At 47.5% G+C, this 23,481-nt stretch carries 22 protein-coding genes; all 22 read right to left on the bottom strand.

Features of this window, described 5'->3' with window-relative positions; all coding sequences use genetic code 11:
- Positions 1-51: 51 nt before the first annotated feature.
- Positions 52-513: a ribosome maturation factor RimP gene (gene rimP, locus AC0YNS_RS03120; protein ID WP_475779567.1), complete on the bottom strand. Its 462-nt coding sequence runs from the start codon at positions 511-513 to the stop codon at positions 52-54.
- Between the two features lie 586 nt (positions 514-1,099).
- On the bottom strand, positions 1,100-5,410 hold the full coding sequence (locus tag AC0YNS_RS03115; RefSeq protein WP_475779566.1) for a PolC-type DNA polymerase III: 4,311 nt from the start codon (positions 5,408-5,410) through the stop codon (positions 1,100-1,102).
- A gap of 81 nt (positions 5,411-5,491) precedes the next feature.
- Complete coding sequence (proS, locus tag AC0YNS_RS03110) at positions 5,492-6,940, bottom strand: proline--tRNA ligase (protein ID WP_475779565.1); 1,449 nt, start codon at positions 6,938-6,940, stop codon at positions 5,492-5,494.
- 7 nt (positions 6,941-6,947) lie between these two features.
- Complete coding sequence (gene rseP / locus AC0YNS_RS03105; RefSeq protein WP_090976468.1) at positions 6,948-8,228, bottom strand: RIP metalloprotease RseP; 1,281 nt, start codon at positions 8,226-8,228, stop codon at positions 6,948-6,950.
- Positions 8,229-8,307: 79 nt separating this feature from the next.
- Entirely contained in the window at positions 8,308-9,447 is a 1,140-nt protein-coding gene (locus tag AC0YNS_RS03100) for a 1-deoxy-D-xylulose-5-phosphate reductoisomerase (RefSeq protein WP_475779564.1), read from the bottom strand.
- A gap of 20 nt (positions 9,448-9,467) precedes the next feature.
- Positions 9,468-10,262: a phosphatidate cytidylyltransferase gene (locus tag AC0YNS_RS03095; RefSeq protein WP_475779563.1), complete on the bottom strand. Its 795-nt coding sequence runs from the start codon at positions 10,260-10,262 to the stop codon at positions 9,468-9,470.
- A gap of 27 nt (positions 10,263-10,289) precedes the next feature.
- Entirely contained in the window at positions 10,290-11,057 is a 768-nt protein-coding gene (locus AC0YNS_RS03090) for an isoprenyl transferase (RefSeq protein WP_475779562.1), read from the bottom strand.
- A gap of 72 nt (positions 11,058-11,129) precedes the next feature.
- Complete coding sequence (gene frr / locus AC0YNS_RS03085; protein WP_475779561.1) at positions 11,130-11,684, bottom strand: ribosome recycling factor; 555 nt, start codon at positions 11,682-11,684, stop codon at positions 11,130-11,132.
- A gap of 4 nt (positions 11,685-11,688) precedes the next feature.
- A complete protein-coding gene (gene pyrH / locus AC0YNS_RS03080) occupies positions 11,689-12,417 on the bottom strand; it encodes a UMP kinase (protein WP_475779560.1) in 729 nt (242 codons plus the stop codon).
- 115 nt (positions 12,418-12,532) lie between these two features.
- Complete coding sequence (tsf, locus tag AC0YNS_RS03075) at positions 12,533-13,183, bottom strand: translation elongation factor Ts (protein WP_475779559.1); 651 nt, start codon at positions 13,181-13,183, stop codon at positions 12,533-12,535.
- 150 nt (positions 13,184-13,333) lie between these two features.
- The gene (gene rpsB / locus AC0YNS_RS03070; protein ID WP_475779558.1) at positions 13,334-14,032 is read right to left on the bottom strand and encodes a 30S ribosomal protein S2; all 699 of its coding nucleotides are present in this window, start codon (positions 14,030-14,032) and stop codon (positions 13,334-13,336) included.
- 203 nt (positions 14,033-14,235) lie between these two features.
- Positions 14,236-14,814, bottom strand: coding sequence for a hypothetical protein (locus tag AC0YNS_RS03065; RefSeq protein ID WP_475779557.1), 579 nt, complete (start codon positions 14,812-14,814; stop codon positions 14,236-14,238).
- Positions 14,807-15,415, bottom strand: coding sequence for a hypothetical protein (locus AC0YNS_RS03060; RefSeq protein WP_475779556.1), 609 nt, complete (start codon positions 15,413-15,415; stop codon positions 14,807-14,809). Before AC0YNS_RS03060 ends, AC0YNS_RS03065 begins: the two co-directional genes overlap by 8 nt.
- A gap of 33 nt (positions 15,416-15,448) precedes the next feature.
- Positions 15,449-15,772: a hypothetical protein gene (locus AC0YNS_RS03055; RefSeq protein WP_475779555.1), complete on the bottom strand. Its 324-nt coding sequence runs from the start codon at positions 15,770-15,772 to the stop codon at positions 15,449-15,451.
- Between the two features lie 43 nt (positions 15,773-15,815).
- Positions 15,816-17,222, bottom strand: coding sequence for a DUF342 domain-containing protein (locus AC0YNS_RS03050; RefSeq protein WP_475779554.1), 1,407 nt, complete (start codon positions 17,220-17,222; stop codon positions 15,816-15,818).
- 21 nt (positions 17,223-17,243) lie between these two features.
- On the bottom strand, positions 17,244-18,029 hold the full coding sequence (locus tag AC0YNS_RS03045) for a FliA/WhiG family RNA polymerase sigma factor (protein WP_091218697.1): 786 nt from the start codon (positions 18,027-18,029) through the stop codon (positions 17,244-17,246).
- 4 nt (positions 18,030-18,033) lie between these two features.
- Positions 18,034-18,456, bottom strand: a complete 423-nt coding sequence (locus AC0YNS_RS03040) for a hypothetical protein (protein ID WP_475779553.1) — start codon at positions 18,454-18,456, stop codon at positions 18,034-18,036.
- Between the two features lies 1 nt (position 18,457).
- A complete protein-coding gene (locus AC0YNS_RS03035; protein WP_475779552.1) occupies positions 18,458-18,952 on the bottom strand; it encodes a chemotaxis protein CheD in 495 nt (164 codons plus the stop codon).
- Complete coding sequence (locus tag AC0YNS_RS03030; protein WP_475779551.1) at positions 18,949-19,566, bottom strand: chemotaxis protein CheC; 618 nt, start codon at positions 19,564-19,566, stop codon at positions 18,949-18,951. Before AC0YNS_RS03030 ends, AC0YNS_RS03035 begins: the two co-directional genes overlap by 4 nt.
- A 5-nt stretch (positions 19,567-19,571) precedes the next feature.
- Positions 19,572-20,033: a chemotaxis protein CheW gene (locus AC0YNS_RS03025; protein WP_475779550.1), complete on the bottom strand. Its 462-nt coding sequence runs from the start codon at positions 20,031-20,033 to the stop codon at positions 19,572-19,574.
- Between the two features lie 14 nt (positions 20,034-20,047).
- On the bottom strand, positions 20,048-22,120 hold the full coding sequence (locus tag AC0YNS_RS03020; protein ID WP_475779549.1) for a chemotaxis protein CheW: 2,073 nt from the start codon (positions 22,118-22,120) through the stop codon (positions 20,048-20,050).
- 47 nt (positions 22,121-22,167) lie between these two features.
- Positions 22,168-23,475 carry a protein-glutamate methylesterase/protein-glutamine glutaminase gene (locus AC0YNS_RS03015; protein WP_475779548.1) on the bottom strand — a complete coding sequence of 436 codons (1,308 nt, stop codon included), beginning with the start codon at positions 23,473-23,475 and terminating at the stop codon, positions 22,168-22,170.
- Positions 23,476-23,481 lie beyond the last annotated feature (6 nt).

Here is a 23,481-nt window from a genome sequence, read left to right as displayed (position 1 = left end):
TCCCCCTTTCAACTAGTTCCCTAACGTTATAATCATGCCGTTGCCTTCTCCTTAGAAGACGATGGCTAAACGGGCACTTGCAACTTTCGCATACGGTAAGATATGTTTCTTCTTGCCGATTTCAATGACGATCTCTTCGCCATCAAAAGAAATAAGCTTGCCTTCGAATTCCTTCAAGCCGCCAATCGGCTCATAGGTCGTTGCAAATACATGCTTGCCTACTGATTTCTTCACATCTTCGGGCTTCTTAAGCGGACGTTCCGCACCCGGCGAGGATACTTCGAGAAAATAAGCGTCAGATACCGGATCGTTCTCATCCAGCTTCTCGCTCAAATATTCGCTAATCCGGCCGCATTCATCGATATCAATGTTGCCTTCTTTGTCCACGTAGACACGAAGAAACCAGTTGCTTCCTTCTTTGACATACTCTACGTCAACGAGTTCAAATCCATTTTCATCGAGGAACGGTCTAACCATTTCTTCGACAGCGGTTTTGATTGTGGATGTGCTCAAAAACAATGTACCTCCCACTGCAGCGGTGCGCCACAACATAGTCGGCGTACGGTCAGTTTAATTTTTCAGCTGAAATGCACCTGTTGCAGACCTGCTTATGTCCCATCGTATATGTAAAAAGGTGCAGACAAAACGTAAAGAGTGGGTTTCCCCACTCTTCTGCGAAAAGGTCGTATCATCAGCATTACCAGAAAGATTATAACATAACCATGATGTGGTGACAATACGGCGCCGTAAGGTGCGCTCGGGGTGGGTCGCTCCATTCGGAGTGCGCCTGCGGCCGCTGTTGAACTCGGGATGCTCGATTAGATGCCTTCGCGGTGGCATCCCGAGTTCAAAGGCGGCACGTAAACTCTCCGGCTGCACCCCGAACTCCGCTCCTTCCCCTCGCTTACCAGCGCATAGGGGCGAAGCAGAAGTTGCCGAGGTTCTTCGGCAACTTCTGTGAAACCCGTACACCTTAAACTACCATATACCCCAGAACAAAACTCTTAACCCAGAACAAAACTCTAAACCCAGTCGCCCCCTTCGGGGCTTGTTCACCTGAGGTGAACCTTCTTTACCTCAACTACGGTGAACAAACAACCTAGAACAAGGACAACTGATTCGACTCCGGCAATCCCCTGAAGCAGCCCATTGTCGTCAATACCTCGACGATGGTTTTGGTTGCTTTGGATTTCTGCTGGAAGTCCTCAATCGATAGGAACTCGCCGAAATCGCGTGCGCCTGCGATGTTCTTCGCAGCGTTCTCACCGATCCCGCTGATGGCGCCGAATGGCGGGATAATCGAGTTGCCGTCGATGATGAATCGAGTGGCTTCTGAACGATAGAGGTCAACTGGCTTGAAGGAGAAGCCGCGGGCAGTCATCTCCAGCGCCATCTCAAGCAAGGAAACGCTGTTCTTCTCTTTCGGCGTTGCGTTGAAGCCTTTTTGTTCAATTTCGACCAACTTCTTCGAGATTGCCTCATATCCCTTGCATAATAGCTCAAGATCGAAATCCTCTGCGCGAATGGAGAAGTAAGTCGCATAATAAGCGATCGGATGATACAGCTTGAAGTACGCTGTCCGAACTGCCGAGATAACGTAAGCCGCCGCATGGGCTTTCGGGAACATGTACTCGATTTTCAGACAGGAATCAATATACCATTGCGGTACTTTACAGCGTTTCATTTCATCGATCCACTCTGCTGTCAGACCTTTACCTTTACGAACGCTCTCGGTAATTTTGAAGGCGAGTCCTGCATCCATGCCTGCTTTATAGATTAGGAACAACATAATGTCATCACGGCAGCCGATAACCGTCTTGATCGTACAGGTGCGGTTCTTAATCAGCTCTTGCGCGTTGCCCAGCCAAACCCCTGTTCCATGAGACAAACCTGAAATTTGCAGTAAATCGGCAAAGGTTGCCGGTTTCGTCTCTTCGAGCATCTGGCGTACGAACTTGGTTCCCATCTCCGGCACGCCATACGTCGCGACTGAGGAACGGATTTTGTCCGGTGTCACGCCAAGGGCATCCGTTGAACTGAACATACTCATGACTTTCTGATCGTTCATCGGAATCGTTGTCGGATCAATACCGGTAAGATCCTGCAGCATACGCATCATGGTAGGATCATCATGCCCTAGTATATCGAGCTTCAAGAGGTTATCCTCGAAGGCATGATAGTCAAAATGGGTCGTTTTCCACTCGGCATTCTGATCATCCGCGGGATACTGCACAGGTGTAACGTCCTCAACCTCGATGTAGTCCGGCACAACAACGATACCGCCCGGATGCTGGCCTGTGCTTCGTTTCACACCGGTACATCCATTGGCAAGCCTTGCAAGCTCCGCTCCGCGCCACTTTTTCCCATAACTTTCTTCGTATTTCTTCGTGTAGCCGTAAGCTGTTTTCTCCGCTACCGTACCGATTGTACCTGCTCGGAACACATTTTCCGCCCCGAACATCGTCTTCGTGAAGTTATGAGCTACCGCTTGATATTCACCGGAGAAGTTCAAATCGATATCGGGAACTTTATCCCCTTTAAATCCAAGGAACGTTTCGAACGGGATATCCTGACCTTCACCTTTGAGCGGCTTACCGCAGCTCGGACAAACCTTATCCGGTAAATCGAATCCACTCGGATAACTGCCGTCAAGGAACCATTCACTAAACTTACAAGCTTCATCTAAGCATGTGTAATGCGCAGGCAATGGGTTTACTTCAGATATCCCTAGAAAGGTTGCAACGATGGACGACCCTACTGAACCCCGTGATCCAACCAGGTAACCATCCGCATTAGACTTCTTAACTAACTTCGCCGAGATCAGATAGTTGGCAGCGAAACCGGCTTTCGTGATCGGAACAAGCTCTCTCTCGAGTCGTTCAACAACGACATCCGGAAGCGGTTCGCCATACAGCGTGCGCGCGGTGTCGTAACACGTATTACGCATTTCTTCATCGGCGCCTTCGATAATTGGTACGAATAATTTCTTCGGGAACATATCAAACGGTTCAAATCGATCAGCCAGCTCTGAAGTATTCTTGACTACGACCTCATAAGCGCGTGCTTCACCGAGAAAGGCGAACTCCTCCAGCATTTCTTTTGTCGTGCGGAAATGAGCATCCGGCTTGCGGATATCTTTCAGAGGACTAAAGCCTGTAATGCCATGGATCGTAATGTCGCGGAACAGCTTATCTCGCTGCAGCATGTAATGCACATTTCCTGTCGCGATGACCGGCTTACCTAGCTTATCGCCAATCTCGCATACACGGCGTATGGCCTGTTCAATCTCAGCACGGCTTGCGACAAAACCTTTCTCGACCAGATGCATATAGAAGTCGATCGGCTGAATCTCCAGCACATCGTAATAATGCGCGACTTCCTCTGCCTCTTCCAACGATTTATTCATCACCGCTTCGAAGAACTCACCTTTCTCGCAGCCGGATATGACTAGAATTCCTTCTCGTAATTCGGTCAGTTTGCTCTTCGGAATCGTAGCGACACGTTTAAAATGCTCCGTATGTGATTTCGAAATCAGCTTGAAGAGATTCTTCTTGCCCGTACCATTCAATGCGTAAATGCAGCAGTGGAATGGACGCATATTCGACAAGTCGAGCCCAACGTAGTCATTGAGCATGTGTAATCCCGTAATATTGCGAGAAGCCGCATCACCAATTAAGCCAAATAGTACGCCGCCGAGTGCAATGGAGTCATCAATTGCTCGGTGATGATTTTCGAGACTGATTTTATATTTATCCGAAAGGGTATTCAGTCGGTGATTCTTCATCGTCGGATGCAGGAATCGCGCAAATTCAAGAGTATCCAGAACGGGATTCTTCACTTCGGGTAGACCATGCAGCTTACAAGCCGCTTGCAGGAACCCCATATCAAACCTAGCGTTATGGGCAACCAGTACCGCATCGCCAATAAAATCAATAAACTCATGAATCTTCGGACCCAGCTCCGGCGCGTCTTCAACCATTTCGTTCGTAATATTCGTTAGCTGTTGAATGTTATAAGGAATATCTTCATGCGGATTAATAAATGTGGAGAATCGATCAATTTCTTTGCCATCATGCATTTTTACGCCGGCTAGCTCAATGATTTTGTTGTTTACGACGGAAAGGCCCGTCGTCTCGACGTCAAATACAACGTAAACAGCCGTTTGCATCGCTTCTTCGCGCGCATTCATAACCATCGGAATAGCGTCATTGACTACGTTTGCCTCTAATCCGAACAATACATTAATGCCATGTTTCTTAGCCGCTTTCGCCGCTTCCGGATAACACTGCACATTGCCGTGGTCTGTAATGGCTATCGCTTTGTGTCCCCACTTGGCAGCTTGCTTAATGTAAGCGTCAACCGGAGCAACCGCATCCATGGTGCTCATCGTCGTATGCAAGTGAAATTCGACGCGCTTTTCTTCGGCATCATCTTTTGGTTCCCTTGGCGCCAGAACCTCATGCATGTCGGAAGGCATCATAACCAGCTCCGGCTCCATCATGAATCTGTCATACTCGACGCGTCCACGTGCCTTAATCCATTTGCCATTAGCGAGCTGCTTTAGCACTTTGACATCGTCTTTCGTCTTCGCGAACATCTTCATGGCGATTGAGTCAGTGAAGTCTGTGACGTTAAACGTGAATAATGTGCTGCCGTTTCGAAGCTCTTTCTCTTCCAGGCCGAAGACCGCGCCTTGCACGGTGACCTTCTTCTCTTCTTCAATAATATTCATAATTGGCACAGGCGCATCTCGAATATCGTAACCAACGACAAGGCGGACTTCGCCTTCGTCGAGCGTCGGTTCTTCAGTAACCGTCGTGCTTGTCATCATCGCATGAATAACTTCGCGCTCTTCTTGATCCCGCTTCTGCTGGAACTGTTCGTACACCTCTTGATTGGATTCACCGATAATCATCTTCATGCGGCATGTTGTAGCAAATTGCTGCTTGAAGAAATCAATCGCAAGCTCGTCAATCTTCTTCTTCTTAGCTAGCTCAAGACCCATGTCGTCCATCAGATGAAGGGTAATCAGGTCTCCCTCTGCAATCATCTTCGATTTGCTGATCCAGCCGTTAACGGAAGGATTGTTCTGTTGCAGCCATTCCACAAATGCCGGCCAATATTCTTGGATCAATTCATCCTTCGGTACATCGCTGCTATATTGAAACTGGAACGAAATTTGAGCAATATGGGCATACTTTGCGACGACTGCACGGCAAAAAACACCAAAAGCCGGTAACGGAACCACAGTCGTTTTGCCAATGCAAAACGTCCATTCCCGGTTACTCCGGCTTACGATTACCTTATCTATATAACCATCTGCAAAATATTCATCGACCATTTGCTGCGGAAGATCCGCCTGCTTCAGTAGCAGCTCGAATCGCTGTCGCTTTCCCCCGGTTTGGTTCATATTGTCCTCCCCCAAGACGAAACGGCTGTCGCCGCCTTTCAGCGAATACAGCCGTTTATTCCTTTTTTACTCTTGTTGCTATTAATAAGCTCTGGCGAATACGACGGAATGCTCGGATTTCTCTCCACAAACGAGACAAACGGTTTTGTGCTCTGCAGGCTCAAACGGAATATTACGGCTCGTTGCACCCGTTTCTTCCTTCACTTGACGCTCGCATGCATCTGATCCGCACCAGCCGGCAAGCGCGAAACCGCGCTGTTCTTCGAAGAGTGCCTTCATCTCATCAAGCGTCTCCACAGAGTAAGTATGCTCCGTACGGAATTGCTTTGCACGCTCAAGCATATCATTATGTGTCTCAACCAGCATATGCTCAATTTCTTCCTTCAAATTGCTTTGCAGGACAATTCGCTTCTCCCCGCTAATACGCGACACGAGAACAACTTGTCCATTCTCCATATCACGAGGTCCAAGCTCAAGACGAATCGGTACACCGCGCATTTCATACTCATTGAACTTCCAACCTGGACTTACATCGCTGCGGTCATCCACTTTCACGCGGATGCCTGCTTTCTTCAGCTCAGCGAATAGCTCGTCCACTCGTCCAACCACTTGGTCACGCGTCTTCGCCGGGCCAATCGGAATCATGATAACTTGAGTCGGTGCTACTTTCGGAGGAAGCACTAGACCACGATCGTCACCGTGAACCATAATCAACGCACCTAACAGACGAGTCGATACCCCCCATGAGGTTGTGTGAACAAACTGTTGTGTATTCTCGCGATCCAAGTATTTAATATCGAACGCAACCGCGAATTTATTGCCAAGGTAATGGGACGTTCCTGCCTGAACGGCACGGCCGTCTTTCATCATCGCTTCAATGGAATACGTATCTACTGCACCTGCAAAACGTTCCGAAGGCGTTTTCTGGCCCATAATGACCGGAATCGCCAGATAGTTCTCGCAGAAGTCCCGATAAATATCGAGCATTTGGTTTGTTTCTTCACGCGCTTCTGTTTCGGTTTCATGCGCGGTATGGCCTTCCTGCCACAGAAACTCCGTTGTACGCAAGAAAGGCAGCGTCCGTTTCTCCCAACGAACAACGTTTGCCCACTGATTGATCAGCACGGGCAAATCGCGATAGGATTGAATCCATTTGGAGTACATATGACCGATAATCGTTTCCGATGTCGGACGAATCGCCAAACGTTCTTCAAGCTTCTCTCCGCCTGCTTCGGTTACCCAAGGCAGCTCTGGATTAAAGCCTTCCACATGCTCCTTCTCTTTCAGGAAGAAGCTCTCCGGAATGAACATCGGGAAGTAAGCGTTACGGTGACCGGTTTCTTTGAACCTGCGGTCGAGCTCATCCTTCATATGCTCCCAAATTTCAAAACCCTCTGGACGGAATACGATACAACCGCGCACTGGGGAATAATCCATCAATTCCGCTTTCTTGATGACATCGATATACCACCGCGAGAAATCCTCGTTTTGCGGTGTGATTTCCGTTACGAATTGCTTATCCTTCGACATGACCGACTCAGTGCTCCCCTCGTACCAATCGCAATATATCATTATAAGTAACTGCCAGCATGAGCAGCATCAGCATCGCAAATCCGATGAAATGCACCATGCTTTCCCGATTCGGATCAACCGGACGGCCTCGCACAGCTTCAAATCCGAGGAAAACCAAACGGCTTCCATCGAGCGCCGGAATGGGCAGCAGGTTAAAGATACCTAAATACAGACTGAGAACCGCAACCCATGAAGTAAGCTGAACGATGCCTTCATCGGCGATTTGACTTGTCACTTGAGCAGTCCGAACCGGCCCGCCAAGATCCTCCATCTTGAAGTCACCGAGAATCAGCTTCTTAAATCCATCGAAGATCATGATCGTCATGTTCTTCATCGCTTTGCCCGCATAGGTGAATGTTTCGCCAAATGTTACCGAGCGAGTAGGTACCGCAGCTGAGATGCCCAGTTTACCGACACCTGTAGTTGGATCTTTCTTCGGTGTAATCTTGAAAGATATCGGCTTCCCGTCACGCAGCACGTTAAATACGAGCGGCACATCGACCGATTTACTGATCAGCTCGATCATTTTGTTGGAATCTCCGCCGATCTTCTCTCCGTTCACCGAATCAATCACATCACCTACACGAAGATCCGTTTGTGATGCCGGCATTCCTTCAACCACGCTGCCAATTAACAAACGATCCGGATTCTCCATCGGAACACCGGCCATTTGAAAATACAGACCAAACAACACGAAAGCTAAAACAAAGTTCATGACAGGACCCGCAACGATAGCGAGAGCCCGTTGACCTACTGTTTTGCTGCCAAATTGGCGATCAATCGGAGCGATCTGTGTTTCTTTCCCTTTACTGATCAGAAGCGCTTGCGGATGTACGTCGTAGGAATCCGTGATTCCGTCCGCACTAAGAGCAAGCTTCAGTTTACGTTCGATATCGATGGTTTCTACTTCACCACGGACAACATTGCTGCGATCATCTAAGCGATCCAAGTAAATACGAGTAACCGTGTTATCTTTCACCCGTACTGCAACGGTCTGCCCGGGATGAATCTCGACTAACTCCGGATCTTCACCGGCCATTCGGACAAAACCGCCTGCCGGGACAAGCCGCAGCGTGTATCTGGTTTCACCACGTTTTATGGAAAACAGCTTCGGTCCAAACCCAATCGCGAACTCTCTTACCAATATTCCGGCACGCTTCGCAAAATAAAAATGACCCCATTCGTGAATGGTCACAATAACGAAGAAGACCATTACCGTCAAAAAGACGACTTGAATCGTATGCATCGTTCCCCTTGCCTCCTGTTCGTAACGGCCTGTACTTAGATTATCATTATTCTCCCGTTCGATACAAGAGAACCACCGGTTAGATGCTTGCCGCTTCTCTTCGAGCCCAGGCATCTACTTCTGCGATGGCCTCGACATCGGGAACATCTACAAGCTGATGCTTGTTGAGCACCGCTGCTATAACAGTTTCAATCTCAAGGAATGTGATCTCGCCTGCCAAGAAACGTGCTACTGCCGTTTCATTCGCTGCATTAAAGACGGTAGGCGCAGACTGCCCCGCTTGTCCGCTCTCATATGCAAATCGGAGACAAGGATAACGATTAAAATCCATCTCTCGGAAATGCAAGGCAGACAATTTCGCTAAATTCAGTCTCTCTGTTGGCGTTGGTCTGCGTTCCGGATACGTAAGCGCATATTGGATCGGGACGCGCATATCCGGCATCCCCAGCTGAGCAATGATACTGTGATCCACGAACTCTACATAAGAGTGAATAATACTCTCCGGGTGAATAAGAACATCGATTTGACTGTATGGAAGCCCGAATAACCAGTGAGCCTCGATAACTTCAAGCCCTTTGTTGGCCATGGTTGCGGAATCGATCGTAATTTTGGCACCCATCGACCAATTGGGATGATTAAGTGCTTCAGCAACGGTGACACCTTCAAGCTCTGCCCGAGTACGGTCCCGGAAAGAGCCTCCCGACGCTGTAAGAGTAATACGGTTCACATCACTGCGACGTTCCCCATTCAAGCATTGAAATATTGCAGAGTGCTCGCTATCGATGGGCAGAATGGACACACCTTTGTCAATGGCACGCTGCATCACGATATGGCCAGCTGTTACAAGCGTTTCCTTATTCGCAAGTCCGATATGTTTACCTGCGTCAATGGCAGCAAGCGTTGCCTGCAGCCCACGGCTGCCAACAATTGCGGTCACAACGGTATCAGCCTCATTATTAGCAGCAATTTCAATCAGTCCCTCATTGCCATAGAGCACCTTAGTCCCATGCGGCAAATGTGGAGCGGCTTCATCCGCCAGAGCCTTGGTCGACAAACAAACGCTCTTCGGCTTGAATTGATTGGCTTGCTCAATAAGTAAATGCAGATTATTGCCTGCAGCCAAGCCTTCAACCTGATAGCGATCAGGTTCATGACTAAGAATATCTAAGGTTTGCGTCCCTACAGAACCGGTAGAACCGAGAATCGTTATTTTCTTCAACGCTAAGGAGCCTCCTTGAATCAGAGGGGAAGCAGCTCGGTCATTACGAGCAACGGAAACACGATTAACCAGCTGTCGCAACGATCCAATACGCCACCATGACCGGGCAAAATCGAACCGGTATCTTTGATGCCGCGAATCCGTTTGTAAGCCGATTGAATGAGATCTCCAAACTGCCCTGCAACGGCTGCAATTAGACCGATTAGCAGCGCCCTGCTGATGCTGATGATATCCGGGTATATCCATGCAAAAATAGCCGCGATGGCCAGTGAAAGCACAATACCGCCGATCGAGCCTTCAATTGTTTTATTGGGACTGATGGAAGGCCACAATTTATTTCGACCGAAGGCTCGTCCTGTGAAATAAGCTCCGATATCGGAAGCCCAGATCGCACCGAATGCCAAACATGTCGTAAGTAAACCATGGAACTCCGCGTTACGCACCTCGTACATCGCGTGGAATCCATAGCCAACATATAGTGCTCCAAGCAGCATCAAAGCCGCTCCGTCAATGGTTATGACATTTTTCGTCAGAACCGTTACCGTGAGTAATAAGAATAACAATAACCAAATTGTATGTATGGCTGCAGGAGAGTCTAAGCCGAAATCTTCCCAAGGAATAAACAAGACCAGCATGCCTGCCAGCCCTATTAATGATAACGGATGTTTGGCTGAAACCCCGTTCATCCGTGTATATTCCATAAATCCAATAACAGCTAGTAGAAGGAGGAGTGCAAAGAAAAACCATCCGCCGAGTACAGTTAGAAAAATAAAGGCTGCGCCGCCAATGAGGCCGGTAATTATACGTTGTTTCACCTGTATGACACTCTCCAGTAAGGCCGATTACAGCCCGCCGTAGCGACGGCCGCGACGCTGATACTCTCGAACAGCTTCAAAGAAATGCTCTTCTGTAAACTCAGGCCAATAGACGTCAGTGAACCACATCTCGCTGTAAGCGAGCTGCCAGAGCATGAAGTTGCTCAATCGAAGTTCACCGCTCGTACGAATAAGTAAGTCGGGATCAGGGACCCCAGCGGATAACAAGTTCGCTTCCATCATCGATTCATCGATATCTTCCGGCGACAGCTTGCCCTCTTGAACAGCTTGACCGATCGAACGTACCGCTTCAATCATTTCTTTTCGGCTGCCATAATTTAGGGCGAAGTTAAGAACTAACCCTGTATTATTGGCCGTCTGGATAATTGCCTCTTCTACTGCTCTCAGCGTGTAGTCCGGCAGATCACCTTTATATCCCATCATTCGAACCTGAACATTATTCGCCATCAGATCCTTAAGCTCAATAGAGAGAAACTCCTGAGGAAGCTTCATGAGAAACTCTACTTCCGCTTTCGGGCGCTTCCAATTCTCCGTGGAGAAGGCATACAGTGTTAAATATTTCACACCTAGTCGATCGGCAGCCATCGTAATACGTTTGACTGTTTTCATACCGGAGTGATGGCCGGCCATGCGAGGCAAACCGCGGCTCTTGGCCCATCTGCCGTTGCCGTCCATAATAATGGCGATATGCTTCGGAATGCCATCCGAATCAAGCGTCGGCGAAGTTGGTTTCGCGGACGCTTTACCGAATAACGCCTTCAATCGTTTTAACACACGCTCGTCCTCCCACGCTAACGTTGATTGATGCAACAAACCCCACCATTCGGAGGGGCCGGAGAGCTTGCATTATACTTCCATAATTTCTTTCTCTTTCGCAGCTAGTACTTTATCCACTTCTGCGATAAATTTATCGGTTGTTTTCTGAACATCATCTTGATGACGACGGGACTCATCTTCCGAAATCTCGGTTTTCTCGAGTTTCTTGATGTCGTCATTCGCGTCACGACGCACGTTACGAATGGCTACTTTCGCTTCTTCGCCAAACTTCTTCGTCAATTTGACAAGCTCCGAACGACGTTCTTCTGTCAGCATCGGAATGCTGAGGCGAATCGTTGCGCCATCGTTCGACGGAGTCAAACCAAGATCCGATTTCATGATCGCTTTCTCAATCGCAGACAGGGAGGTTTTATCCCAAGGCTGGATCATTAGCGTACGGGAATCAGGCGTATTGACGTTAGCCAGTTGATTGACGGGCGTCATTGCCCCGTAATATTCAACTTGAATGCGGTCAAGGAGAGCCGGAGTAGCACGTCCTGCACGTAGCGTTGAGAGATCGCGTCTCAGTGCTCCGATCGCTTTGTCCATTCTATCTTCTGCGCTTTTCTTAATTGCTTGTGGCATTCGTTCACACACTTCCTTTCATCACAATAGTACCGATTTTCTCACCAAGGACAACACGTTTGATATTCCCTTGTTCGGTAATGTTGAAGACGACAAGTGGAATATTGTTGTCCATGCAAAGCGATGAAGCTGTTGAGTCCATGACGCCTAGATTGCGGTTTAGAACTTCCATATACGTCAACGTTTCGAATTTCTCCGCTGTCGCGTCTTTAAATGGATCAGCGGAATATACGCCATCCACTTTATTTTTCGCCATTAGGATTACTTCTGCTTCGATTTCAGCTGCGCGCAATGCTGCAGTGGTATCTGTCGAGAAGAATGGATTGCCTGTGCCTGCCGCGAAAATAACGACACGCCCTTTTTCCAGGTGACGGATCGCCCGGCGGCGTATGTAAGGCTCAGCGATTTGCTGCATGGCGATTGATGTTTGCACACGAGTTGGCACATCGATTTGCTCAAGCGCATCTTGAAGCGCCAAAGAGTTCATAACAGTCGCTAACATACCCATATAGTCTGCTGTTGCACGGTCCATACCTTTCTCCGAACCGGCAATTCCGCGCCAGATGTTGCCGCCGCCGCACACGATCGCGACTTCAACATTCAATTTCACTACTTCTTTTACTTGCTCTGCAATGGAGGAAATCATTGCGGAGTCAATTCCAAAGCCATTATTACCCGAGAGCGATTCGCCGCTCACCTTCAGCACTATACGTTTGTACACGGGACTTTGCAACTTGGTATACCTCCATCTTCAACTTTGTTTAAAAGGCCGTATACGGACTTGAAAATTTAGACCTAATTATAGGAAATAGGCGGGGCGAACGCCCCGCCCCGCCTGCGCGTTCGGTTTACAATTTAGCTTGCGCCATAACTTCTTGAACGAAGTTGTCTTCTTTTTTCTCAAGGCCTTCGCCAAGCTCAAAACGAGCGAAACGACGGATAGAGATATTCTCTCCAATTGTGCTGATTTTCTCTTTCAGCAGTGTATGGATTGTTTTGTCGGGATCTTTAATGAACGGCTGCTCAAGCAAGCAGTATTCTTCGTAGTATTTGCTGATGCGGCCTTCAACCATTTTATCAACGATTTTCTCTGGTTTGCCTTCGTTCAGCGCTTGAGCTCTCAAGATTTCACGCTCTTTATCCAGCTCATCCGAAGAAACTTCTTCACGGCTTACAAACTTAGGGTTTGCAGCAGCGATTTGCATGGCGATATCACGAGCAAACTCGCGGAATTGATCCGTTTTACCAACGAAGTCAGTTTCGCAGTTGATTTCAACAAGAACGCCGATCCGGCCGCCAGCGTGGATGTAGGATTCTACTGTACCTTCAGTAGCTACACGACCCGCTTTGTTTGCTGCAGCGGAAAGACCTTTTTCACGAAGCAAGTCGATTGCTTTCGCGATATCACCGTTTGTTTCATCAAGCGCTTTTTTACAATCAAGCATACCTGCGCCTGTTCTTTCACGCAATTCTTTTACTGCACTAGCACTAACTGCCATGTTGGAAACCTCCTGAAATTAGTTAAGTATGACTGATCGCTGAGTGAACCGCCGGCTCAATCAAAACAATCAGCGTGAGCATTCGAAAAAAGGGCGGTGAGAGGTTATGCACCTTCTGACCACCCTTTCGTGTCGTATCGTCAAACTCTATTAAGCAGTTGTTACTTCGCCTTGACGCGATTCAACAATTGCATCAGCCATTTTAGCTGTCAGCAATTTAACTGCACGGATTGCATCATCGTTACCTGGGATCACGTAGTCGATTTCATCCGGATCGCAGTTTGTATCAACGATACCTACGATTGGGATACCAAGTTTGCGTGCTTCAGCAACCGCGATACGCTCTTTGCGTGGGTCGATGATGAACAATGCGCTTGGCAAACCTCTCATGCCTTTGATACCGCCGAGGAATTTTTCAAGACGATCTTTCTCTTTACGGAGAATGATAACTTCTTTCTTAGGAAGAACGTCGAAAGTGCCGTCCTCTTCCCATTTCTCAAGCGTTTTAAGACGGTCGATACGTTTTTGAATCGTTTGGAAGTTAGTCAGCGTGCCGCCGAGCCAACGTTGATTGATGTAGAAGTTGCCGCAACGTTCTGCTTCTTCTTTCACCGAATCTTGTGCTTGTTTCTTAGTACCTACGAAGAGAATAGTGCCGCCTTCTTCGCCGATCGAACGTACGAAGTTGTAAGCTTCTTCGACCTTCTTAACTGTTTTCTGCAAGTCAATGATGTAAATACCGTTACGTTCTGTGAAGATATAACGATCCATCTTAGGGTTCCAACGACGAGTTTGGTGACCGAAGTGTACCCCAGCTTCTAGAAGCTGTTTCATGGAAATTACCGCCATCTCTTACACACCTCCTGTTAAATGGTTTTTAGTGGTTACCTCCGCCAATATCATTTTCCGTTATCACTTCGACCGGGTCGAAGCACCAATAACGAAATTAATCGGCGTGTGTTTTTAACACCGTCAATTACTATAACACATCTGCATATACGCTTGCAACCGCAATTGACAGGTTTCCTAATGCTATTTCGATAGACACCGAATTATTGGTCGGATGATTTCAACTCGGATGACGAAGCATTCGGCGTACTCGTAATAATCGTGCGAATTTGCGTCAAAGACAAGTCACCTTCGAAAGCAAAATAACCTGCGCGTATCTTCGTTGTACGCATCAGGCTGATAAAAGCTTTCTTATCCGAAATGACGCCACTATCATGCAAGATGTCTGCTGTTTCCGTTACGCCAGAGTTCGGCGGAATGCGTACTACAACAGGTTTAGAGACAGCCGTGTTCTCTGAAGCTGCTGTCTCCTTTACGTTCTTCTCATCCTTAGCTGAAGCCGCTGCATCTTGTTTCGCTTGATCCTGCTTAACTTTATCCAGCAATGCCTGCTTGTCTGCTAGTTTCTTCTTATATTCAGCCTCTACCCGTATACGCTCATCAGTAACAGCCTGATCAAGTTCGGTCTTCGAATACCCGATTACTTCTGATTCTGTAGTCTCCTGCTTAACCGGCTCATCCATATTGTTCACTTGTTTCTCACCGATAATCATAAGCTGCAGAAGTGCTGCACCGATAATAATACCAACACCTACACCAAAGAGAAATGTACGTTTATTCATGACGCGCTGCTTCCTCCTGCTTCGATAGCTGAAGAATAAGCTGGACTTCCCCTTTGTTCTTGCCGAGTTTCTTAGCTATAGCATCAATGGATTTACCGCTTTGATACATATCGAACAAATCGGTATAACGGTCTCGAATCGTCAAAATTGGCTCTTCAGCTGCCGCTATCTCTTCCGCTTCAACATCACTCGTGACTGTTGGAATTAGATGTTGGGGTCTTGGTTGAACTGCATGAGTATCCGTCACTGGAGTAGCCAAATTTGAAATGGTTACAGACTGCTGCTCCAAAGCGGATGCATGCAGTTTGGTTTGTTCAGCCAGAAGCAATTCTAACTCGGCGCAGCGCTTCTCAAGCAATTCCGTACGCTCATCGCGCTTCTTGGACTGAAGCTGTGTATCATGGGTGGATTTGCTGACAAGCTCAACAAGCTCACGATTGTCCGCTTCCATGTTCTCCATAAACTGCTCCAGTGCCGTCTCCATATTACGAACGGTTTGTGTCGATTGCTCTTGCTTGCCACTCGGTATTCTACGCGGTAGTACAGCTGCACAGACAACAACAATACCGCCGATCAGCATGATCGTTTGCCATGATTCCATCTTCATTCACCTGCATTTCGGTTTAACAATCCGTTACATAGAGATATCGATATGGTTACCTTTGTAAGGATGCTTCTGTCCGTGATCGGTTTCCGCATCATTACCGGCTCCACCATCCTGCTTCTTCTTCCGATTCTGCTTACTTTGAGATTCACGCTGTCGATTGTCTTTGATCTTGGTGTCTATGTTCTGTTCAACGGCAGTATTGCGATTACGCAGCAGCTCCGTTTGTTTAGCAGTATCATTCTCCAATCGCATTTGTTCTGCGACCGGTTTCTGATTCAATTGCTGTTGATGCAAACTGTTATCCGGAGTCCGTGGAATAGACATCTGAAAATCTATAGGTTTAAAAGGCATGCTGTTTCCTCCTAAACTTCAAACATATCGCCCGCTAAGAACGCTAGACATAAGGTGCCATTACGATGTCACCTTCGAAGTAGCGGAACGAAACACGCTGTGTAGCGTCTTTAACGAATCGTGTGTAGCGGCCAATTACGATCTTAGTTCCACCATAAACGACGTTAACGACATCTATTTTGGCGCGATCGGTATCCTCAAGCGACTTCTCAATTTCAAGTACGCGATCCTTTGCTGTCGCAATCTCTTCTACCGCGGCACGTTTGGTTGAAGTCAGCTTAATGCGCATGGCCATTTTGTCAGGTGTCAGCTGCCCAACAGAAGCAAGCTGATCTAACAATTTGAGTGCTTTCTCCGTTTTGTCAAGATTATCCACGGTATGTTTGATTTGTAAGCGAAGCTCACTTAGTTCCGCTCTCAGCTCCGGGCGTACACCGACCTCGAGCGTTGTTGCCGTTGACATGGTATTCCCAATGGTTCTCGCTACTACGCGATCACCGGCTTGGATGTTCCCTCCGACAAGCAGCCCTTTGGGGCCGCTGCAAACGACGTTTCTCCCAGCGCGAACATGAGAGTGCATGATACTTTGAGAAACCAATACATCTTCTCCTGCAGAAACGTTGCTGTCTTGAATAAACGAGCTCTTCACATTACGATTTGCTTTCACATAGCCTTTGTTACTTGCGAGTATTCCACCGGTAATTTCAATAGAGCCGTCGGATTCCAATATGGCCCCTTCAACTCCGCCGATTACTCGAATATCGCCGGAAGCTTTAATTTTGAATCCGGTCAAGACGTTACCGCGTATGACGACTGTACCTACGAAATCAATGTTGCCGATTTTGTAATCGACATCTCCATTTACTTCGAAAATAGGGAATACGTTAATTTTGCTTTTATCTGTAAGCGAGATGAGTCCATCGATCGTGGCGTACATAGCTGTTTGTTCAGGATTCAACACGACATTTTTACCGATCTTAAAATAGGCTTCTTTTCCGTTTCTGCAAGTAATCACATCACCGGTTACTGATTTGCCTTCCACCCCGGCTCGAGCCGGAACCTTCTCGGCGATCAATTGACCACGCTTCACATTCTTCAGTTGTGTGACTTCTTTAAAATCAATTTTACCGCCCTCGAGTTCTACCGGACGGTATTCGCCTTCATTCATATCGTGAGAGAATCGAATGTAACCATCCTCACCCTGTACGGGCAGCTCTCCTTGCGCAATCACATTTTGACTGTAAAAATAGGCACTTGGTCGCTGCGCGATATTACGAAGCATGTCACGACTGATTCCGTAACATATTCCATGGCTCTTTAAAAACTCTTCAAGCTGTCCTTCGGTGCATGAGAACTGCTCATCCGCAACATTAAATTGGATCGTAGCGGTCAGTTTATCAGGTGCAAGCTGAACAACGAGATGTGATTGTAATGTTTCAGATGTAGACAAAACTGGCCCCCCTCTATTACATTAATGCTGCATTAACTGATCCTTTTGCTTTTCTAATGCACCTCGTAATCTCAAAATTGCTTTGGAATGAAGCTGTGAAATCCGCGAAGGTGATAAAGACATCACTTCTGCGATTTCACTTAACGATAATTCCTCATAATAGAAGAGTGAAATTACCGTTCTCTCTTTCTCTGTCAGACGATCAATGCCGCGAATGAGTGACTCTTTAAGGAAGAACTCATGTACCTTGTAATCCGGGTTCTTCGCTTTCTCATCGATTAGCAGCGACAATCGGGTCTCGGACTCTTCTTCTCGGATCGGATCCTCAAGTGAGCATACCGTCGTAACTGCAATCTCTTGCAGCATAACGTCAAACTCTTTCTCTGAAACATCCAAATATCCGCTGATTTCCGCATCCGTCACCGAACGCATATATTGCTGTTCAAGCAGCTGGTACGCCTCCTCGATCCGCTTGGCTTTCTCACGAACCGAACGCGGAACCCAGTCGCCTTGACGCAATCCATCAATAATGGCGCCTCTAATTCTCCAAGAAGCATACGTTTCAAATTGTAGACCACGGCGGTAATCGAATTTCTCGATAGCATCAATTAACCCCATTGCCCCATTACTTGCCAAGTCATCCTTGGACACATTCTTAGGTAAACCGATAGCCATACGATTGCTTACGTAATCGACCAAAGTTAAGTATTGTTCGATTAGCAGTTTCTTCGCTTCAATGTCTCCGTCTTCTTTCCACTTCTGCCAAATCTCGATGTTAGACAAATGAGGCGCTTTCGGCTCAATCATCTTCTCACCCTCCTGTTAGGTGACGTATTGCTTTAGCCAATTCTTCAGGCTCTCTATTCTGAGTTGATACTAATTTGGGTGGTGTCAGCGGCTGAAAACCGGCTCCTTGACTTGCATCGAGCTTTAGATTTCCATCCAGCTGATTTTTCAACAAATTATTCAACTCATCACTTTGATCCGGTGTTGCATAATCAACCGAACTCCCTTTCGATTCATCACCGTCTAACTGTGATAAAGCCTGCGCCCTTGGATTCATAATAAGTGCCACTAACGCGCGGAAAACAAAGCCCAGTACAAAAAAAGTGAGAAAAGCGTACAGGCAACGGAGGCTGGTAACCGCCATCCCATTACTGTCCAGCGAGAATAATAATGTAAGTAAACTGCCGCCTACTCCAAGGAAGACATTCCAGCGCCAAGACCCTACCATGCTAAATCTCCTTTACTCCTTGCTGCACACTGCGTATCACTAGTACACCGCTTAGACTGTTAAATTCTATAGTCCGACCATAATTAGCACCGGTATCTTCCGCGAGCAGCGGGATCGAGAATTGACGCAGCATCTCCTTACAGGACTCTACATTCCGCGGACCAATCCGCATCGAATCACTGTTTGTTGTGAAAGCGAACATTTGCGCGCCGCCTGCCATCTTAGCAACGAGTCTTCTCGGTTCTGCGCCTGCTTGCTTCATGAGCCCAATCAAATGAGGAACCGATGTATCGGCATATTTTGCGATATTAATCGGAGCCTCTCTTGCAATCTCAGAGGAGGGCAGCATGACATGCACCATGCCTGCCACCTTCGAGCGTTCGTCAAACAAAGTCAAGCCTACACATGACCCAAGACCCGTTGTTTTCAAGATTGCACCATTCAGTGCAATCTGTAGGTCAGCCATGCCCACTTTCACGAGATTTTCCTGCATCATTCGTTAGGCACTCCTAAAGCGCTGAATATTTTACCAAACGATTCAGGATCCGGAATAAGGAAGAAATGTCCTGCTAGTTCCTCCCGACCTTCAAGAAACGTGGTATCAATTAATAGCGCGGAATCGCCCATTTCACCATATTGAACAAGTCCATAACTCAAGATAGCTCCAGCCATATCGATTGCGATGGCTGGGACGGTCGGCGACATGTACAACTGCGTGAAATCGGCCAAAGATGATAAATAAGAACCTGCAAGTATGTTACCGATCTCAGCAAGTGCAGAATATTCCATTTCGGAATATCCCTCTTCTGAAACTGGAATGGATAGCAAATTGCGCAACAGCTTCTTCGCTGAATGCTCCTCGATTAGGAAAAACATATTACCTGGTGCATCCCCTTCAACGCGAAGGAAAACGGCGATGACAACTTGTTCGAATCCGCCAACTCGATCGGCAACCTTCTCGAAGGGGATTAAACTGACAGTGGGAACATTCATATCGACAGGCTTGTCCAGAAGTCTGGAGAGCGCCGTTGCAGCATTGCCCGCACCGATGTTCCCCACTTCCTTCAATACATCAAGCTTGAATGCTTCTAAACTATCTAATGGATTCACTCGGCTTAAACCTCTTGCGTTTCCAGTTGAATAATTTCGCTCTTATTGAGCACTTCGGAAAGGTTTAGCATGATTAGCAATCGGCTGTCTCCGATCTTTGCTACACCACGCAGATACTTCGCCTTAATGCCGCCTACAACCTCCGGAGGCGAATCAATAGAGTCTGGATCGATATCGATGACATCATTTGCTGAATCGACGATGAATCCGACTTCCAAATCATTAACGGCTACGATGATGATTCTGGAGCTTTCCGTTTCTTCCGATTCCGCTAAGCTAAAACGTCCGCGGAGATCGATGACAGGAAGCACAACACCTCGCAAATTAATGACACCTTTAATGAAAGAAGGTGTTTTGGGAACGCGCGTAATCGGCATCATACGCTCAATCGTGCGTACTTTTTCTACCTCAATTCCATACTCCTCATGTGCCAGACCAAATACGATAACTTTGATTTCCTCAGCCATTCGTAAACCCTCCTCTATTTAATGAGCGCGTTTGGATCGACGATCAAGGCAACTTGTCCATCACCAAGAATGGTTGCACCAGAGATTGCTTCAATATTTGTTAAGTATTTTCCAAGTGATTTCAACACGATCTCACTTTGGCCAATAAATTCGTCTACCGTAATGGCACATGTTTTATCGCCCTTACGAATAACGACGATCTCCGTCTCATGCTCTTCTTCCTCTAGGAAGGACTTTGCATCCAGCACTTGGCTGAGGGAGATGAGCGGTATAAGTGAGCCGCGATAATCGATCATCCGATTACCGTGAATTTTACGGATTTGCTCACGTGGAACGATTCCCGTTTCAACGATGGATGAAAGCGGAATGGCGTATTTCTCCGTTCCAAGCTTCACAAGCATGGCTGATATGATTGAAAGAGTAAGTGGCAGCTGAATCGAGAATTTCGTACCTTTACCCGGTTCGGATTCTACGCTGACATGACCACCTAGTGAAGTGATTTTGGATTTGACGACATCAAGACCGACACCACGGCCGGAAATATCGGAGATTTTATCTGCCGTACTGAAGCCTGCCGCGAAGATAAGCATGTTAATTTCGCTATCTGTTAGCCGTTTGGCTTCTTCAGCAGTAACAACTCCGTTCTTAATGGCAATTTGTTTCACTTTCTCTCGGTTAATCCCGCGGCCATCCTCTTCTACTTCAATAAAGACGTGGTTGCCGCTATGGAAAGCACGGAGATGAACCATGCCCGTTTCTGACTTCCCTGCTGCAATACGATCTGCAATCGGTTCGATGCCATGATCCAGCGAGTTACGAAGCAAATGAACGAGTGGATCGCCGATTTCGTCGATGACAGTACGATCAAGCTCTGTATCGGCACCTGAGATAATGAGATCCACTTTCTTGTCAAGCGTCTTCGCTAAATCGCGAATCATCCGAGGGAAGCGATTGAATACGGATTCTACCGGAACCATTCTCAGCTTCAACACGATATTCTGTAAATCACTGCTAACGCGAGTCATGTGCTCTACTGTTTCGGTCAGTTCATTTCTGCGAATCTCACTGGCAAGCTGTTCAAGTCGCACTCTGTCAATCAGAAGTTCGCTAAATAGATTCATTAACGCATCCAACCGCTCGATATCCACACGAATCGTGCGTGAAACATTGTTGGCAGCCGTTGATGCCTGAGCAGATGCTGGTGCAGCTGTCATTGTCGATGCTGCTGTCTGCGACCTAGCGGCGTTCACTTCAACTTGCGCTGCATTCATTGGACTCGCGGCTGCCACAGGAGTGTTTTGCGATGCTGCACCGCAAAGCTGCTGTAATGATTCACGATCCAATTGTGTAATGGCTGCACCTTCTATTTCAGATACGGATTCAATCCCTTTTCGCAGTTCCTCTTCTGAAATGCTCGCGATTGTAAATACGGTAAAAGAACGGTCGAACTTTTCTTGTTCGATTTCTTGAACGCTTGGCGTAGATTTGACAATCTCACCGCTGCGTTCCAGGAAGTCAAATACCATATAGGCACGTGCTGCCTTGAGTACGCAATCCTCACGGACAGTAACTACTACGTGGTAAACGGAGTGTCCGGCATCGATAGATTGCAGAAGAATCGAGCTTTGGAACTCGTCCAATATCGCTCCATCTCCACTGCTGCCACTTGCTGCCGCTGAAGCGGATGTGCTTTGCTCACTTTTGTAGTCAGCCTTCACGATCGTCTGCAACGAAGCAACGATAGACGAAACATCCGCTTTCCCCGTGCCGCCGCCGATAATGTCTTGGACCATAGATTCTAGCGCGTCAAGACCTTTAAACAACGTATCGAAAATGAAGCTATCCATTTTGAGTTTGTTATTACGGACCAGATCAAGTACATTCTCCATCTCATGTGTAAGCGACGCGAGATCTTCAAAGCCCATGGTCGCTGACATGCCTTTTAATGTATGGGCAGAGCGGAAAATGATTTGAACGATGCTAATGTCTTCCGGAGCGCTTTCAAGTTTCAACAGATTCTCGTTTAATGACTGCAAATGATCATTTGATTCGTCAATAAACATTGATAGATAGGCGTTCATATCCATTTCCATGCACCTCCTGTATAAATGGTTGCCATGCGAAAATGTAAGCCTTACTTTCTGACGGCATGGGTTATTGCGGTTGCGATTTGTCGAAGCGGCACAATAGTCTTTGCGACGCCTGCTTCTACTGCGGAACGCGGCATTCCATATACGACACAAGTCTCTTCCGACTCGGCGATAGCAGTTTCTGCTCCGCTGTCATTCAGAGCTTTCATTCCTTTTACTCCATCGCTTCCCATACCCGTCATGATGACTGAATGTCTGCGTAATTCCGGGAATGCAGCGCAAGATTCGAACATTGTATCAACGGATGGTCTGTGCCCGCCGCGCGGCGCGTCTTCGGATAATTTGATCGAATAGCTGCCGCCTTCTTTGGTAAGCTCCATATGATAACCGCCTGGTGCAATGTAGACAACGCCTGCTTCTACACGTTCGCCATGTATAGCCTCTGTAACATGTAGAGAACTGAACGTATCGAGCCGCTGCGCTAATGAGCGCGTAAACTTAGGAGGCATATGCTGTACAACCAGCACAGGAGCCGGGAAGTCAATCGGCAGTGTCGTTATGACTTCGTGAAGGGCGCGCGGTCCGCCGGTTGAGGTACCAATCGCAACCAGATGCTTGAAGTTTCTGGTTCGTACAGGCTTGTTCGGTTTAATAGCCGTTTCCAGTTCTTGATCCATTGATGGTAATGTCGGCTCAAGTTCCTTCTTAGTCGTCCGCTTGTTAACCTCAATCGATGGCGCTGGTTTCTCCACTTTTTCTTTTGCGGCAGCAGGTTTTCGCTCACGAAGACTCGTAAACTCTTCCAACGGTTGCACAGGCTTAAGCGGAAGCTCGTCCTTAACCGACGGGGTTGTCTCAAAGCTGATTGTCGTTGGCTTCGCTTTTGCAATACTTGGCTTCTTCGCTGCTGGAGCCGGTTTCGAAGGCTCGAACAAGTATGAGTGCCGCTTCGTCAGCACTGCAATCCGAAGCTTCTCCAGCAATTGCTCGCCGACTGTGTGGATATCAGGAGACATCGGGCCAGATGGTTTACGGATAAAGTCAAAGGCGCCATTCTGCAGCGCTTTGATTGTCTCCCTTGTACCGTCATCGCTTATGCTGGAGAGCATGATGATCGGCACCGGATGAATTCGCATAATACGTTCCAATGCCTCAAGCCCGTTCATCTCCGGCATTTCCAAGTCCATCGTAATGACGTCCGGTTGAAGTGTTCGAACAGCCTCGATTGCTTCGCGCCCATTATTTGCGGTTGCAATAATGTCAAACTGGGGATCAAGAGCGATCAGATCACACAGAATTTTCCGCATAAAGGCAGAATCATCTACAACCAATACTCGCGAGATCGTATTCATTGATGC

This window comes from Paenibacillus sp. J22FR21 (genome assembly GCF_056269135.1).
Note: the sequence above shows the minus strand (reverse complement) of the source record. Positions and strands in the feature narration are given on the sequence as shown.

Excerpts from the sequence above, each read along its gene's own strand:
- rpsB (WP_475779558.1), bottom strand. The coding sequence starts at position 14,032 with ATGGCGGTAATTTCCATGAAACAGCTTCTAGAAGCTGGGGTACACTTC.
- AC0YNS_RS03065 (WP_475779557.1), bottom strand. The coding sequence starts at position 14,814 with ATGAATAAACGTACATTTCTCTTTGGTGTAGGTGTTGGTATTATTATC.
- AC0YNS_RS03045 (WP_091218697.1), bottom strand. The coding sequence starts at position 18,029 with ATGATTGAGCCGAAAGCGCCTCATTTGTCTAACATCGAGATTTGGCAG.
- tsf (WP_475779559.1), bottom strand. The coding sequence starts at position 13,183 with ATGGCAGTTAGTGCTAGTGCAGTAAAAGAATTGCGTGAAAGAACAGGC.
- AC0YNS_RS03035 (WP_475779552.1), bottom strand. The coding sequence starts at position 18,952 with ATGATGCAGGAAAATCTCGTGAAAGTGGGCATGGCTGACCTACAGATT.
- frr (WP_475779561.1), bottom strand. The coding sequence starts at position 11,684 with ATGCCACAAGCAATTAAGAAAAGCGCAGAAGATAGAATGGACAAAGCG.
- AC0YNS_RS03115 (WP_475779566.1), bottom strand. The coding sequence starts at position 5,410 with ATGAACCAAACCGGGGGAAAGCGACAGCGATTCGAGCTGCTACTGAAG.
- AC0YNS_RS03015 (WP_475779548.1), bottom strand. The coding sequence starts at position 23,475 with ATGAATACGATCTCGCGAGTATTGGTTGTAGATGATTCTGCCTTTATG.
- AC0YNS_RS03040 (WP_475779553.1), bottom strand. The coding sequence starts at position 18,456 with ATGGTAGGGTCTTGGCGCTGGAATGTCTTCCTTGGAGTAGGCGGCAGT.
- proS (WP_475779565.1), bottom strand. The coding sequence starts at position 6,940 with ATGTCGAAGGATAAGCAATTCGTAACGGAAATCACACCGCAAAACGAG.
- AC0YNS_RS03025 (WP_475779550.1), bottom strand. The coding sequence starts at position 20,033 with ATGGCTGAGGAAATCAAAGTTATCGTATTTGGTCTGGCACATGAGGAG.
- AC0YNS_RS03020 (WP_475779549.1), bottom strand. The coding sequence starts at position 22,120 with ATGGATATGAACGCCTATCTATCAATGTTTATTGACGAATCAAATGAT.
- AC0YNS_RS03060 (WP_475779556.1), bottom strand. The coding sequence starts at position 15,415 with ATGGAATCATGGCAAACGATCATGCTGATCGGCGGTATTGTTGTTGTC.
- rseP (WP_090976468.1), bottom strand. The coding sequence starts at position 8,228 with ATGCATACGATTCAAGTCGTCTTTTTGACGGTAATGGTCTTCTTCGTT.
- AC0YNS_RS03055 (WP_475779555.1), bottom strand. The coding sequence starts at position 15,772 with ATGCCTTTTAAACCTATAGATTTTCAGATGTCTATTCCACGGACTCCG.